The 14428-nt window shown below is 72.1% G+C and carries 13 protein-coding genes; 7 read left to right on the top strand and 6 right to left on the bottom strand.

All coding sequences use genetic code 11. The features are described 5' to 3' along the window. The 3 genes from ACZ4TO_RS18960 to glgB all read left to right on the top strand — a co-directional run. On the top strand, positions 1 to 777 hold a 777-nt coding region (locus ACZ4TO_RS18960; RefSeq protein WP_468024785.1), incomplete at its 5' end, for an alpha-glucosidase C-terminal domain-containing protein. Positions 778 to 824: 47 nt separating this feature from the next. Next, the gene (locus ACZ4TO_RS18955; protein ID WP_382795105.1) at positions 825 to 2198 is read left to right on the top strand and encodes a maltokinase N-terminal cap-like domain-containing protein; all 1374 of its coding nucleotides are present in this window, start codon (positions 825 to 827) and stop codon (positions 2196 to 2198) included. An 80-nt stretch (positions 2199 to 2278) separates the two neighbouring features. Continuing rightward, the gene (gene glgB / locus ACZ4TO_RS18950; protein ID WP_468024784.1) at positions 2279 to 4561 is read left to right on the top strand and encodes a 1,4-alpha-glucan branching enzyme; all 2283 of its coding nucleotides are present in this window, start codon (positions 2279 to 2281) and stop codon (positions 4559 to 4561) included. A 29-nt stretch (positions 4562 to 4590) separates the two neighbouring features. On the opposite strand, the gene ACZ4TO_RS18945 is transcribed toward glgB, so the two are convergent. Further along, on the bottom strand, positions 4591 to 6018 hold the full coding sequence (locus ACZ4TO_RS18945; protein ID WP_468024783.1) for a M1 family metallopeptidase: 1428 nt from the start codon (positions 6016 to 6018) through the stop codon (positions 4591 to 4593). A gap of 120 nt (positions 6019 to 6138) precedes the next feature. Then, entirely contained in the window at positions 6139 to 6927 is a 789-nt protein-coding gene (locus ACZ4TO_RS18940; RefSeq protein ID WP_468024782.1) for a PIG-L deacetylase family protein, read from the bottom strand. A gap of 224 nt (positions 6928 to 7151) precedes the next feature. Here ACZ4TO_RS18940 and ACZ4TO_RS18935 point away from each other — a divergent pair, with 224 nt between their 5' ends. From ACZ4TO_RS18935 to ligD, 3 genes are all read left to right on the top strand, one after another. Further along, positions 7152 to 8045: a Gfo/Idh/MocA family protein gene (locus ACZ4TO_RS18935; RefSeq protein ID WP_385045399.1), complete on the top strand. Its 894-nt coding sequence runs from the start codon at positions 7152 to 7154 to the stop codon at positions 8043 to 8045. A 95-nt stretch (positions 8046 to 8140) separates the two neighbouring features. Further along, positions 8141 to 8650, top strand: coding sequence for a DUF4760 domain-containing protein (locus tag ACZ4TO_RS18930; RefSeq protein WP_382795094.1), 510 nt, complete (start codon positions 8141 to 8143; stop codon positions 8648 to 8650). Positions 8651 to 8723: 73 nt separating this feature from the next. Beyond that, positions 8724 to 9689 (top strand): non-homologous end-joining DNA ligase, encoded by a 966-nt coding sequence (gene ligD / locus ACZ4TO_RS18925; RefSeq protein ID WP_468024781.1) that lies wholly within the window; start codon positions 8724 to 8726, stop codon positions 9687 to 9689. 67 nt (positions 9690 to 9756) lie between these two features. On the opposite strand, the gene ACZ4TO_RS18920 is transcribed toward ligD, so the two are convergent. The 4 genes from ACZ4TO_RS18920 to ACZ4TO_RS18905 all read right to left on the bottom strand — a co-directional run bounded on the left by ACZ4TO_RS18920 (position 9757) and on the right by ACZ4TO_RS18905 (position 13254). Further along, positions 9757 to 10125 carry a DUF6479 family protein gene (locus tag ACZ4TO_RS18920; protein ID WP_382795091.1) on the bottom strand — a complete coding sequence of 123 codons (369 nt, stop codon included), beginning with the start codon at positions 10123 to 10125 and terminating at the stop codon, positions 9757 to 9759. A gap of 143 nt (positions 10126 to 10268) precedes the next feature. Beyond that, positions 10269 to 11087, bottom strand: a complete 819-nt coding sequence (locus ACZ4TO_RS18915) for a methyltransferase domain-containing protein (protein ID WP_382795086.1) — start codon at positions 11085 to 11087, stop codon at positions 10269 to 10271. A gap of 38 nt (positions 11088 to 11125) precedes the next feature. Continuing rightward, positions 11126 to 12490: an MFS transporter gene (locus ACZ4TO_RS18910; RefSeq protein ID WP_451075798.1), complete on the bottom strand. Its 1365-nt coding sequence runs from the start codon at positions 12488 to 12490 to the stop codon at positions 11126 to 11128. A 152-nt stretch (positions 12491 to 12642) separates the two neighbouring features. Next, positions 12643 to 13254 carry a LysE/ArgO family amino acid transporter gene (locus ACZ4TO_RS18905; protein WP_451075727.1) on the bottom strand — a complete coding sequence of 204 codons (612 nt, stop codon included), beginning with the start codon at positions 13252 to 13254 and terminating at the stop codon, positions 12643 to 12645. 66 nt (positions 13255 to 13320) lie between these two features. Here ACZ4TO_RS18905 and ACZ4TO_RS18900 point away from each other — a divergent pair, with 66 nt between their 5' ends. Beyond that, positions 13321 to 14241: a LysR family transcriptional regulator ArgP gene (locus tag ACZ4TO_RS18900; protein ID WP_468024780.1), complete on the top strand. Its 921-nt coding sequence runs from the start codon at positions 13321 to 13323 to the stop codon at positions 14239 to 14241. Positions 14242 to 14428 lie beyond the last annotated feature (187 nt).

Below are 14428 nucleotides of genomic sequence, written 5' to 3'. Positions count from 1 at the left end.
ATCCCCGGCAACTGCCAATGGGGCATCTTCCTGCGCAACCACGACGAGCTCACCCTCGAAATGGTCACCGACGAAGAACGCGACTACATGTACGCGGAATACGCGAAAGACCCGCGTATGCGCGCCAACATCGGCATCCGCCGCCGCCTCGCCCCCCTCCTCGACAACGACCGCAACCAGATCGAACTCTTCACCGCCCTGCTGCTCTCCCTGCCCGGATCGCCGATCCTCTACTACGGCGACGAGATCGGCATGGGCGACAACATCTGGCTCGGCGATCGCGACGCGGTGCGTACCCCCATGCAGTGGACGCCCGACCGCAACGCCGGCTTCTCCTCCAGCGACCCCGGCCGCCTCTTCCTCCCCACGATCATGGACCCCGTCTACGGCTACCAGGTCACCAACGTCGAGGCGTCCATGTCGTCGCCCTCCTCGCTGCTCCACTGGACCCGCCGCATGATCGAGATCCGCAAACAGAACAAGGCATTCGGACTCGGCTCCTACACCGAACTCCCCTCCTCCAACCCCGCCGTCCTCGCCTTCCTGCGGGAATACAAGGACGACCTGGTGCTGTGCGTGCACAATTTCTCCCGGTTCGCCCAGCCCACCGAGCTCGACCTGCGCGCCTTCAACGGCAGGCACCCGGTCGAACTCATCGGCGGCGTGCGCTTCCCCGCCATCGGCGAACTGCCCTACCTGCTGACCCTCGCCGGCCACGGCTTCTACTGGTTCCGGCTGCGCCCCGCGGTCGGGCCCGGCACCACGAGGCGATCGTGAACGCGTACCCCTCGACAGCCCGCCCGCCCCTGAAAGGACGTGCCGTCATGGCGAACACCGCTCTGCAGCGTCCGAGCGGCCTCGACACCGCTCCGCTGCTCACCTCGCTGGCCGAGCTGCTGCGCGCCTGGCTGCCGCGGCAGCGCTGGTTCGCGGGCAAGGGCAGGCCCGTGACGGACCTGACCCTGCTGTCGACCACCGAGCTGTACCCGGGGTGTCTGCATCTGCTGGTCCGAACCGAACACCTCGGCCCGCCCGCCCACGGCACGGCCGGCACTCCCGCCGCCGAGGACTGCTACCAACTGCTGCTCGGTGTGCGGGAGGTCCTGCCGCCCCGGCTGGCCCACGCCTTCATCGGCCGGGCGAGCGCCGGCCCGCTGGCCGACCTGACCGTCTACGACGCCTTCCACGACCCGAAGGCCGCGGGGCTGCTCCTGGAGCGGCTGCGCCGTTCGGGTACGGCGGGACCGCTGCGGTTCGAACGCGACCCCCGGGTGACGGTGCCGTCCGGTCTGGCACCGCGACTCCTCGACGCCGAGCAGTCCAACACCTCGCTGGTCTACGGGGACGCCTTCATACTGAAGGTCTTCCGGCGCGTCCAGCCCGGCATCAACCCGGACCTGGAGGTGCCCCGCGCCCTGGCCCGGCAGGGCTGCACCCGCGTCCCCGCGCCGGCCGCGTGGTTCCGGACCTCGGAGCCGCAGGAGGCGACCCTCGGTGTCCTCCAGCCGTACCTGCGCGGCGCCGCCGACGGCTGGGCGCTGGCCCTCGAGTCCCTCGGCTCGCGGCAGGACTTCACCGGTGAGGCGTACGAACTGGGCCGGGCCACCGCCGAGGTGCACCTGACCCTGGCCGAGGCCTTCCCCGTGGACGCGCCGAGCCCGTACCGCAACCAGCGGCTCGCGGAGGCGATGCACGGGCGTCTCGACTCCGCCGTCCGTTCCGTTCCCGAACTGCGCCCGCACGCGCCCGGCTTGCGGTCGGCGTTCGACGCGCTCGCCGCCCTGGACTCCGCGGTCCGTCCCGCCCAGCGCATCCACGGCGATCTCCACCTCGGCCAGGTCCTGCGCGCCGGGCAGCGGTGGTCGGTCATCGACTTCGAGGGTGAACCCGCCCGCCCGATCAGCGAACGTCGGCGTGTCCAGTCGCCTGTACGCGATGTCGCGGGCATGCTGCGGTCCTTCGACTACGCGGCCCGCTCCCGGCAGCCCTGGCGTCCCGAGTGGGCGGAGCGCTGCCGTGAGGCCTTCTGCGCGGGCTACGCCGCCGCGGCGGCCTGGGACCCGCGCGAGGAACCCGAACTGCTGCGCGCGTACGAGACGGACCGGGCCGTGTACGAGGTGCTGTACGAGGCACGGCACCGGCCCGACTGGCTGCCCGTGCCCATGGCGGCCGTCGGACGGCTCGCCGACAGCCCCTGACCGCCCACCGCCGGCGACCACCCGGCACCGACCGACCTCAACCGACCACCGGTCACCGACCACCGACCACCGACCAGTCTGTGCACTCCCGCCCACCGATCCGACACTCCCAGCTTCGAGAGGCCCAAGCCGTGACCCGCACCGCATCCTCCCGCGTTCGACGGGCCAAGCCCGCCGCCCCGTCCGCGCAGCCAGCCGCGTTGGACCCCATGGATCGGGGGCGGCTGCTGTCCGGCGCCCATCACGATCCGCACGCGCTGCTGGGGGCCCATCCGGTGCCGGGCGGAGTGGTGTTCCGGGCGCTGCGGCCGTACGCCCAGGGCGTGGCGGTGGTCGTGGACGGGAACCGCACGGCGCTGGACGACCTGGGCGACGGGTTCTTCGGCTCGGTCCTGCCGTTCGACGCGATTCCGGCCTACACCCTGGTGGTGACGTACGAGAGCGGCGAGTTCGAGACGCAGGACCCGTACCGGTTCCTGCCCGCGCTCGGCGAGTTCGACCTGCATCTGATCGCCGAGGGCCGGCACGAGGAGCTGTGGCGGGCGCTGGGCGCCGAGCCGATGACCCACGAAGGTGTGGAGGGCACGCGCTTCACCGTGTGGGCGCCGAACGCCCAGGGGGTCCGGGTCTGCGGGGACTTCTGCCACTGGGACGGCGCCGCCGGGTTCCCGATGCGTTCGCTCGGATCGTCCGGTGTGTGGGAGGTGTTCCTGCCCGGCATGGGTGAGGGGGCGCTCTACAAGTTCGACATCACGCGCCCCGACGGCTCCCGCACCCTGCGCGCGGACCCGATGGCCCGCCGCACCGAGGTGCCCCCGGCGACCTCGTCGGTGGTGACCCGGTCGTCGTACGCGTGGCAGGACTCGAAGTGGATGAAGGAGCGGGCGAAGCGCCGCCCGCTGCACGAGGCGCCGTTCTCGGTGTACGAGGTGCATCTCCCGTCATGGCGTCCTGGTCTGACCTACCGTCAACTGGCGGACGAGCTCCCCGCCTACGTCACCGACCTCGGCTTCACGCACGTCCAGCTCATGCCCGTCGCCGAGCACCCCTTCGGCGGCTCGTGGGGCTACCAGATCACCGGGTTCTACGCGCCCACCGCACGCCTGGGAACCCCCGACGACTTCAAGCACCTCGTCGACGCCCTGCACCGGGCCGGGGTCGGCGTCCTCATGGACTGGGTGCCCGCGCACTTCCCCCGCGACGACTGGGCCCTCGCCCAGTTCGACGGCCGCCCGCTGTACGAACACGCCGACCCCCGGCGCGCCGACCACCCCGACTGGGGAACCCTCGAATTCGACTACGGCCGCCGCGAGGTCCGCAACTTCCTCGTCGCCAACGCCACCTACTGGTGCGAGGAGTTCCACATCGACGGCCTGCGCGTCGACGCCGTCGCCTCCATGCTCTACCTCGACTACTCCCGCGAAGAGGGCCAGTGGGCCCCCAACGAGTTCGGCGGGCGGGACAACCCCGACGCGGTGGCCTTCCTCCAGGAGATGAACGCCACCGTCTACCGCCGCAACCCCGGTGTCGTCACGATCGCCGAGGAGTCGACGGCCTGGGAGGGCGTGACCCGTCCGACGTCCGACGGGGGGCTCGGCTTCGGGCTCAAGTGGAACATGGGCTGGATGCACGACTCGCTGGAGTACATGCAGCACGAGCCGATCCACCGCAAGTACCACCACAACGAGATGACCTTCTCGATGGTGTACGCCTACAGCGAGAACTACGTCCTGCCGATCTCCCACGACGAGGTCGTGCACGGCAAGCAGGCACTCGTCTCCAAGATGCCCGGTGACTGGTGGCAGCGGCGCGCCAACGCCCGCGCCTACCTCGGCTTCATGTGGGCCCACCCCGGCAAGCAACTCCTCTTCATGGGGCAGGAGTTCGCGCAGGGCGGGGAATGGAAGGAGGCCGAGGGCCCCGAATGGTGGCTGCTCGACCCCGACTACTGCGCCGAGGCCGACCACCGCGGGGTCCAGGATCTCGTCCGTGACCTCAACACTCTCTACCGCGGTGAGCCCGCGCTGTGGGAACGCGACACGGACCCGTCCGGCTTCACGTGGGTCGTCGGCGACGCCGCCGACGACAACGTCTTCGCGTTCCTGCGCCACGCGGCCGACGGCACCCCGCTCCTCGCCGTCACCCACCTCTCCCCCGCCGTCCGGCACGGCTACCGCCTCGGCGTCCCCGAGGACGTCCCCGCCTGGCAGGAGGTCCTCAACACGGACAGCCTCCGCTACGGCGGCAGCGACGTCGTCCACCCCGAGCCCGTCAAGGCCGAGGCGATCGGCATGCACGGCCGGCCGACCAGCATCGAGCTGACGCTGCCGCCGCTCGCGACGGTGTGGCTGCGGCCGGCCTGAGCCGGACCGCAGCCACCGGGAAGCCCGTCTCAGGCCGAGGCGGGCTTTCCGGCCGTGAACAGCCAGGTGTGGAAGAGACCCGAGAGGTCCTTGCCGGACTCCCGCTCGGAGAGCCGGATGAACTGGGCCGTCGTACCGTGCCCGCCGCGGTGGACGGTGGCCCAGGTGCGCAGGATGCGGAAGAACGCGGGATCGCCGACGGCCGTGCGCAGCTTGTGCAGGACCATGGCGCCCCGGGCGTAGACCGGGGTCTCGAAGATGTGCTCGCCGCTGCCCGGGTCGCCGGGCGGGAAGGCCCAGAGGTCCTTGCCCGCGGGCGTGGCGTACAGCGTGTCGAAGGCCTTCTGCGCGCTCTTGCCGCCGTGCTGTTCGGCGTACAGCCACTCGGCGTAGGTCGCGAAGCCCTCGTTGAGCCAGATGTCCTTCCACCGGGTCAGGGTGACGGAGTCGCCGAACCACTGGTGGGCGCTCTCGTGGACCAGGGTGTCCAGGTCGGGCGCGGAGTCGTACACGGGACGGGTCTGGGTCTCCAGGGCGTAGCCGACCTGCGGGGCCCGGTCGACGATGGCTCCGGCCGCCCGGAAGGGGTAGGGGCCGAAGAGCTTGCTCTCCCAGGCCAGGACGGACGGCAGCTTCTTGACGACCGGTGCGGCGGCGGCCGCCTCGCGGGGGTCGACGGCGTTGTAGATCTTGAGGCCGTCGCGGGTCGTGTACTGCTCGACCTTGAACGTGCCGACGGTCGCCGTGGCGAGGTAGGCCGCCATCGGCTCGGACTGGCGCCAGCGGAAGGTGGTCCGGCCGTTCGCGGTCCGCTGCCCGAGCAGGACGCCGTTGGCGACGGCGGTGCTCCCCTTCGGGACGGTCAGGGTGAAGTCGTACGACGCCTTGTCCGTGGGGTGGCTGTTGGCGGGGAACCAGGTCATCGCGCCCTGGGGCTCGCCGGCCACGAACGCGCCGTCGTCCGTGGGGATCCACCCGTCGGGGGAACCGTCGGGGTCGGTGACCGGCTTCGGGGTGCCGGAGTAGGTGACGGTGACGCGGAACTCCTGGCCCTTGCGCAGGGTGTCCTTCGGGGTGACGACGAGCTCCCGGCCCTCGCGCCGGAACGCGGCCTTGGTGTGGTCGACGGTGACGCCGGTGACCTTCAGCCCGCTGAGATCGAGGTCGAACCGGCTCAGGCGCTGGGTGGCTCTGGCGGTGATGACCGCCTTGCCGTCGAGGTTGCGGCTGTGCGGGTCGTAACCGAGCGTCAGGTCGTAGTGGTGGACGTCGTAGCCGCCGTTGCCCGAGAGGGGGAAGTACGGGTCTCCCGCGCCGGCGGCGCCCACGGTCCCGGCCGCCGTGGCGGGGCCCGCCGCGGTGAGCAGGGCGGCGAGGGCCACGGGGACGGCCGCCACGACGGCCTCGCGGCGAAGGACGGTTGTGCGTCGTGCGGCCTCGTGCGGGCGTGGTGTCACGTTCGCTCCTCCGGTTCGACGGTGATCACTCCCGCACAGCCTATGAGTCCGTCCCCTCCTCGGCCCCCACGATCAGGTCAAGTCGTGGCCGTCCCGCGGGGGCCGGTGGGCCCCTCGTGCTCACACCCAGGGCGGCGGACCGTCGGGGACGAGCTGGTGGACGTCGAAGAGGACGGCGGACTCGACGCCGAGCGCGCCTCCGCCCATGCCGGCCGCCCAGGTGAGGAACGGGCGCGGTTCGAAGGCGCCCGCGCCCAGTCCCTTGGTGTACTCGGCGTGTGCCTCAAGGGAGGCGATGCCGCGTTCGAGGGGTTCGCCGGTGACGTCGACGCCGTGCGTGGGCTGTTCCGCTCCGGCGAGGCACACCATCCGGATGCCGTTCCAGGGTTCCAGTCCCTCGTCGGCGAGTTCGGGGAAGATCCAGCGGTTTCCCGCGTCGCGGGCCGCGTCGAGTGCGGCCAGGCCCACCGCCCGGTGGTCCGCCTGGTTGGTCATGCCGCCGATCATCCGTACCGTGAACGCGCCGGACACCACGACGTCGGGCCGGTGGCGGCGCATCGCGCGCACGATCTCCCGGCGCAGCGGGGTGCCGTACTCGACGACTCCGTCGCGGTGATCGAGGAACTCGACGGTCTCGACGCCGACCCGCCGTGCGCCGGCCCGTTCCTCGGCCTCGCGCAGCGGCGCCGCGCGGTCCGGGTGCAGGCCGTCGATGCCGGCCTCTCCCCTGGTCGCCAGCAGATAGCTCACCTGTTTGCCCTGGGCCGTCCAGCGTGCGACGGCACAGGCCGTGCCGTACTCGATGTCGTCCGGGTGGGCGGCCACGGCCAGACACCGCTCCCAGTCCTCCGGCAGCGCGGGCAGGCCCGTACCGCCTCGGAAGCCTGCTTTGTCCTGTGTGGGATCCATGTCCGGCATGATGGCGCGCGGGCGGCGGGGACCGACAGAGGCGCGCTTTCCGGGATCGCGCGCCGGGCTTTCGCGCCTGGGCGCCGACCGCTGGCCGAACACCGGAACACCGTGATGAAGTCGGTCCACACGTCCGAGGATCCGGCGTCGCAAGCCGTCGTTCCCTCGCGTCGACGCGGTCGGCCGACGGCGTGTCAGACCCCGTACAGCGCAGAGGAGATGCCGTGACCACCACCTCGCCCACCTGGAACCACGCACCCGTGAGGGTGGGGCTCGTCGGCGCGGGGCCCTGGGCGCGGGCCGTGCACGCCCGGGTGCTCGCCGCCGGACCGGAGACGGTGCTGACGTCGGTGTGGGCCCGCCGGCCGGAGGCCGCTCGCGAGACGGCGGTTCCGTACGGCGCGGGGGTCGCCGCCTCGTTCGAGGAACTGCTCGACGGCTGCGAGGCGGTGGCCTTCTCGGTTCCGCCCTCGGTCCAGGCCGAACTGGCGGTACGGGCGGCCGAGGCGGGCAAGGCCCTGCTCCTGGAGAAGCCGCTCGCGCTCGACCTGCCCGCGGCACGGCGGCTCGTGGACGCGATCGACGCCTCGGGCGTGGTGTCCCAGCTCGTCCTGACGAACCGCTACCACCCGGCGGCCCGGCGGTTCCTCGCGACGGCGCGGACCCTGGACGTCTCGGGCGCGCGGTCCTGCGGTATCAGCGGCGCGTTCCTGGGCGGTGACTTCGCGACCCCGTGGCGCCTGGAGCACGGAGCGCTCCTCGACCTCGGACCGCATCTGCTCGATCTGCTGGACGCGGCCCTGGGCCCGATCGTCCGGGTGCGCGGCGCCGGGGACCCGCGCCGTTGGCTCGAACTCACCTGCGAGCACGAGAGCGGCGCCGTGAGCCAGGCCTCCCTGTCGGGTTCGGTCGAGGTCGAGCGCGGGATCACCCGCGTCGAACTGTTCGGCCGCCACCCCGAGCTGGCCCTGGACTTCGGAGCCCTCGACCACGAGGAGTCCTGGCCCGTACTGCGCCACGAGTTCGCGACGGCCGTCCGCACGAACCAGCCGGGCCCCCTCGACGCCCACCGCGGCCTGTACCTCCAGACACTGATCACCCGGGCGCTGGAGGGCTAGGGCTCCGATCCGGGCCTCCCCCGGGTTCCGACGGACCGCTCGCGCGGGTATCAGGAAGGAACGCGCGTGCGGTCTGCCGGGGGAGGACGGTTCAGGTGTTCAACATCATCTCGTTGGTGATGTCGGTGATGGCTCTGGCGGCGTCGACCTGGGGGGTCGTCCGGCAGATCGGACGGGCCCGGGCGGACAGCGACCTGGCCATGACGACCGAAGTGCTGCTGACGCACATCCGCGACCCCGAGTTCCAGCGCGACCAGCGCTGGGTGCTGTTCGAGCTCGCCTCGCAGCACAGCCCCGACGACGGCATCGATCTCCTGCCGGGCGATGCCAAGTACCGCGCGTGGAACGTCGCGTTCGTCTTCGAGGCGGTCTCCATCATGATGCGCTTCGACATCGTCAACTCGGAGATCCTGACGAGCCTGACGCACTACCGCCTGATGCGGACGTGGGAGGTCCTGGAGCCGTACATCCGGGCCGAACGCGCCAGGCGGGGCAGTGTGGTCTTCCCCTTCTTCGAGGACGCGTACGCCACGGCGCGGCGCACCGATCCGGAGGCACTGCACCGGCGGCTGGGGCTGAAGGCCGCGGACGGCAGGCCGCGGTGAGCCGGTGGGGCCGTTCAGGGGAAACGTGGGGTGGGGACGCGTGGGTGGGGGGTGGCGGGTCCAGACAGGAGGTGTGAAGCTGACCTTGATCGCGCCCATGCTCGCGACACCCGGACCGCTGCCGGCCCCCGGTCAGGACATGCGGTGGGCGTACGAGACGAAGCAGGACGGTCAGCGGGCCGTGGTGTATCTCCCCGGGGACGGCAGCGTGACCCTGCGGGCCCGCTCCGGCGAGGACATCACCGCCGCCTACCCGGAACTGCGGGCCCTCGGCGGTGTGCTCGGCACGACGGCTGCGGTCCTGGACGGCGAGGTGCTGGTCCTGGACGACCAGGGCCGGGGCGACTTCCAGCTCCTGCAGTCCCGTATGGGTCTGGCCCGGTCGCCGGACCGGGCAGCCCGGCGCGCCGGGCAGGCGCCCGCTCATCTCGTCCTGTTCGACGTCATGCATCTGGACGGCGATCTCACGGGCCTGCCCTACGCGCGACGGCGGCAGACGCTGGAGAACCTCTCTCTGCAGGGCCCGTTCTGGTCGACGCCGACGGCACTCGTGGGGCACGGCGAGGAGGCCCTGCGGGCGACACGGGCGAGCGGTCTGGAGGGGCTGGTCTGCAAACGGCTCGACTCGGTGTACGAGCCCGGCGTGCGCTCACGGTCCTGGATCAAGATCCGCAACATGCGGACCGCGGACGTCGTCGTCGGCGGCTGGGTCCCCGGGAAAGGGCGCCTGTCCGGACTGCCCGGCGCCGTGCTCGTGGGCCAGCGCGCCGAGGGAGGGCTGCGCTACGTCGGGAGCGTGGGCACGGGCTGGAACGCGGCCGAACGGGCCGAACTCGCCCGGCTGCTGCGGGCCGCGGAGACGGGCCGCTGTCCGTTCGACACCGTCCCGCGGGCGGCCGAGGCGCGCTGGGTGCTCCCCCGGCTGGTGGGCGAGGTCCGCTACAGCACCCGTACGCGTGCCGGACTGCTCCGCCAGCCGTCCTGGCTGCGACTGCGTCCCGACCTCGCTCCCGAGGACTCGGCGGCCGATCTCCCGTAATCCGGGACCGGGTGCGCGGACGTGAAGGAGCCGGCCGCGCGCGGCGGTCGGCTCCTTCGGTCCCGGCTCAGGTCCTGCCGGGTCCGCCGCTGCCGAAGGACCCGCTGGATCCGGGCTGCCAGCGCTTGCGGTGCTGGTCATCGGCGTGTTTCGTGCCCGCGGAGTGCATGTTGTACGGCATCAGCCGCTCACTCTCGTCCACGGCGTGCGGGACCTCGTCGGGTTCTCGCATCTCGCGCTCCTCGTGCACCGCCCCGCCGTCCGGCAGCCTCGGCTGCTCCTCGGGAGTGGGCGGGCGCGATTCCAGGTTCCGGACCCTGATGCCCATCCGGACGGCCCAGACGAGGGCACCGGCGATGATGAGGCCGCCGATGAAGGCGGCGCCCGCGTTCAGCGATGAGCTGGCTGTGATCAGATCTTGGCTCGCGGTGTACATGGTGTTCGCGTACCCCCAATACCAGGGGAAATCTGCGTACTGGCCCGTCAGCGACGGCCATTCCATTGTATTCCGGATCAATCCGGGCGCTACGCCGTGAATCTGGACAAGCTACAGCCCCGTCCGTCCTGGGCCGGGCCCGGTCATTCCGGACGGTGCGCCACAGCCCCGAACATCGTCACCGACATGTGCAGACCGCCCTGACGCGCGGCTTCCGAGAGGTCCTCGTACAGGCGGTCGCGCCGCGTCTCGTCGATGAGGCCGCGGTTGAGCGCCGAGTCGCCGAGCATGCGGATGAGCGGCCAGGCGACCGACTTGTGGTCCTGGAGCAGGGCCTGCGATCCGCGGTCGTCGACGACGAGGCCGGCGGCCGTCAGCCGTCCCACCAGCTTGCGTCCGGAGTACGGGTCGGCGGCGGCGGACAGCGCGCCGGTGGTGAGCGCGGCGATCGTCTCGGGGTCACCGGGGTGCAGGATCGTGGTCGCCCAGTCGGTGTCCAGCAGGGCGACGCGTCCACCGGGCCGCAGCACGCGCGCTATCTCGAAGACGGCCTTCTCGGGTTCCGCGAGGTGCTGGAGGACCCGCTCGCACCACACGACGTCGACGGTGGCGTCGGGCAGCGGCAGGGAGAGGGCGTCGGCGTCGGCGAAGCGCGCGGCACTGCGTTCCTCGGTCCCGCGCTGTTCGGCCACGGCGCGCAGTCCGGGGTTGGGCTCGATGCCGAGCACCCTGCCGCGGGGGCCGACGGCCGCGGCGAGACGACGGGTCTGCGATCCGGTGCCCGCGCCGATGTCGAGCGCCCGCTCCCCCGGCCGTACGGCCAGCGCCGCGTGCGCCCACGAACGCAGGCGCTGCACGCCGTCGTTGACGTCCTGGGCGTCGAGAGCGCCCACCAGACGGGAGGTGCTGTCCGCGCTGATGTTCTGCGCGTGGAAGGCCGACGTAGGCCGCGTGTCCACCATGGCGGTCACTCTAGAACCACCATGGTCGTTTTTCAGATTCAGATTGTGTAACGCCTCAAGGCCGGTGTGACAAAAGCGAGCACAAGCACCGCGACGATCACCAGCAGGCCTCCGCCGGCGACCGCGGCGGGTGCTCCGAAGGCCGAACCGGCTGTGCCGTGCAGGACATCGGCGACGCGCGGACCGCCCACGACGACCACGGTGAAGACGCCCTGGAGCCGTCCGCGCATCTCGTCGGTGGCGGCGGACAGCAGGATCGCGCCGCGGAACACCATGGAGACCATGTCGGCGACGCCGGCCAGGGCCAGGAACGCCACGGCGAGCCACAGGCTGCCGCTGAGACCGAACCCGGCGATGGCCGCGCCCCAGGCGGCGACGGAGACGATGACCATCAGACCGTGCCGGCGGGCGCGGGAGAAGGTGCCCGACATCAGTCCGCCCACGACGGCGCCGACGGGGATCGCCGCGAACAGCAGGCCGAGCGCGAGTCCTTCGCCGTAGGAGCCGTACGTCTCGGCGGCGAGCTGCGGGAACAGGGCGCGCGGCATGCCGAGGACCATGGCGATGATGTCGGCGAGGAAGGACAGCAGCAGCACCTTGTGCAGGGCGATGTAGCGGAAGCCGGCGACGACTTCGCGCAGGCCGGCGCGCTGGGCGGCGGCTCTGCCGAGGGGCGGCAGCGCGGGGAGCCGCAGGACGGCCCACACGGTGACGGTCAGGGCGAGGGCGTCGATCAGGTAGAGCTCGGGCAGCCCGATGAGGGGGATGAGCGCACCGGCCAGCATGGGTCCGGCCACCGAGCCGGTCTGCATGACCGTCGCGCCGAGCGCGTTGGCGGCGGGCAGTTCGTCGGCCGGGACGAGCCGGGCGATGGAGGCGCTGCGGGCCGGGGAGTTGAGGCCGAAGAACGCCTGCTGGAGGGCGAGCAGAACCATCAGGACGAGAACCGAGTCCAGCCCGCTGACGGCCTGTGCCCAGAAGAGCAGGGAGGTGACGGCTATGCCGGTGTTGGTGACGAGGAGCAGTTTGCGGCGGTCCACGCTGTCGGCGATCGCGCCGCCCCACAGGGCGAACACGACCAGCGGCACCAGTCCGGCGAGGCTGGCGTAGCCGACCCAGGCCGAGGATCCGGTGATGTCGTAGATCTGCTTGGGCACGGCGACGGCGGTGAGCTGGCTGCCCACGGACGTGACGGCGGTGGACGTCCAGAGCCGGCGGTAGGCGGGGCGGCGCAGCGGCCGGGTGTCCATGGCCCATCGACGCCATCCGGTGCGGTCGGGCCGCTCGGCCTCCGCGCTCGGCTCGGCTCCCGCGGCGCCGGCGCTCCGCTCGGGCTCCTCGGCGCCGCGGCTCCCGTCGGGCCCCGCGGCGCCGTTGTCCGTACTGCTCTGGCTCGTGTCCACGCTCATCCTGGTTGCTCGATACATCTTTCGATTCGAGGATCACTATGGCCGAGCGTGGACGGCTCGTGTTCCCCGGGGGACCGGATCGGGTCACGGGGCGTGCGGTCACCGGGCGGGGCGCGCCCGGGGGCCTGCTGGGGTGCGTACGGCGTTCACGCGCCGGCGATCAGCGTGGCGCCCATCGCGATCATGGTCGTGGCGACCAGCCCGTCGAGCACGCGCCAGGACCCGGGCCGGGCGAGGAGGCGGCCGAGGAGGCGCGCGCCGAACCCGAGGGCGGCGAACCAGCACAGGCTCGCGAGCGCCGCGCCCAGCCCGAACGTCCAGCGCAGTGATCCGCGGCCGGCCGCCAGCGAGCCGAGCAGGAACACGGTGTCGAGGTACACGTGCGGGTTGAGCCACGTCAGGGCGAGGCAGGTGAGGACGGCGCGGCGCCAGGAACCCGGGGATCCGCCGGCCGCCCGCAGGGACGACGGCTTCAGCACCCGCCGGGCGGCGAGGGCCCCGTAGCCGATGAGGAAACAGCCGCCGATCAGGCCGACCGCGGTGAGCGCCCCGGGCCAGGCCACCACCACCGCGCCGACTCCGCCGACTCCCAGCGCGATGAGCACCGCGTCGGACAGCGCGCAGATGCCCACGACGGCGAGGACCGCGTCCCGGCGGACGCCCTGGCGCAGGACGAACGCGTTCTGCGCGCCGATGGCGACGATGAGGGAGAGTCCGGCGCCGAATCCGGCGGCCGCTGCGGCGAGAGCGTCTGTCATGGCATTGACGCTAGAAAGCGGATCGCCAGGAGTACAGCTAAAGATTCTTACGTATCCTTAGCGTTCGTGATGGCGGAACTCCCCCTCGACCAGGTGCGCACCCTGCTCGCCGTGGTCGACGAGGGCACCTTCGACGCGGCGGCCGCCGCCCTCCATGTCACGCCCTCCGCCGTGAGCCAGCGGGTCAAGGCACTCGAACAACGCACCGGCAGGGTCCTGCTGACGCGGACCAAGCCGGTGCGCCCGACCGAGTCCGGCGAGATCGTCGTGCGTTTCGCGCGCCGGCTCGCCCTGCTGGAGCGGGACGCGCACGCCGAGCTCGGCATGTCCGGCACGGGTGAGCCCACCCGGCTGTCGATCGCGGTGAACGCCGACTCGCTGGCGACCTGGTTCCTGCCCGCCCTCGCCCGCGTGCCGGACGGACTCGGGCTCTGCTTCGAACTGCGCCGCGAGGACGAGGACCACACCGCCGCCCTGCTGCGCGAGGGCGTGGTGATGGCGGCGGTCACCTCCTCGCCCGACCCGGTGGCCGGCTGCTCCGTACGCGCCCTGGGGACCATGCGCTATCTGCCGGTGGCGAGCCCCGGCTGCGCCGAACGATGGCTCGGCACCGGGAGCGGCACACCCCTGCGCGAGCTGATCGGCTCCGCCCCAGTGGTGGCCTTCGACCGCGCCGACGACATCCAGGACGACTTCGTCCGCGCCCTCGCCGGCGGTCCCGGAGCGAGCGCGCTGCGCCATTTCGTGCCCACGTCCGAGGGGTTCGTGGACGCCGTGGCGGCCGGAATGGGCTGGGGCATGGTGCCCGAGGTCCAGGCGGGGCCGCTGCTGCGCGCCGGGCGGCTGGTCCCCCTCACGACGGGCCGGGGCATCGACGTCCCGCTGTTCTGGCAGCAGTGGAAGCTCGACTTCCCCGCGCTCGGGGCGGTGGCCGAGGCGGTGGCGGCCACCGCGGCCGAGGCCCTCCGGCCCGGCCCGGGCCCCTGAATCACTCGCTTCCCGACAGCTCCCGAACCGGCCCCGAGCCGGTATGTTCACGCAGGGCACATTCGGGCGCTGCCGGGAAGATTGGCCTCACCGCTTGGCGCCCTCGAGGACGCCGAGGTGCGGTGAGCGACCCGAGAGGCGCATTCTTGCTGTGTTACCCCCCAGGTGGCGGGCGGACGAAGGCAGA

The organism is Streptomyces sp. NPDC028298 (genome assembly GCF_055565895.1).
This window is presented reverse-complemented; position numbering and strand designations above follow the sequence as displayed.

Bases quoted from the DNA above. Each gene is read 5' to 3' on its own strand.
- ACZ4TO_RS18955 (WP_382795105.1), top strand. From the start codon at position 825: ATGGCGAACACCGCTCTGCAGCGTCCGAGCGGCCTCGACACCGCTCCG.
- ACZ4TO_RS18940 (WP_468024782.1), bottom strand. From the start codon at position 6,927: ATGGATCCCACACAGGACAAAGCAGGCTTCCGAGGCGGTACGGGCCTG.
- ACZ4TO_RS18920 (WP_382795091.1), bottom strand. From the start codon at position 10,125: ATGTACACCGCGAGCCAAGATCTGATCACAGCCAGCTCATCGCTGAAC.
- ACZ4TO_RS18915 (WP_382795086.1), bottom strand. From the start codon at position 11,087: ATGGTGGACACGCGGCCTACGTCGGCCTTCCACGCGCAGAACATCAGC.
- ACZ4TO_RS18905 (WP_451075727.1), bottom strand. From the start codon at position 13,254: ATGACAGACGCTCTCGCCGCAGCGGCCGCCGGATTCGGCGCCGGACTC.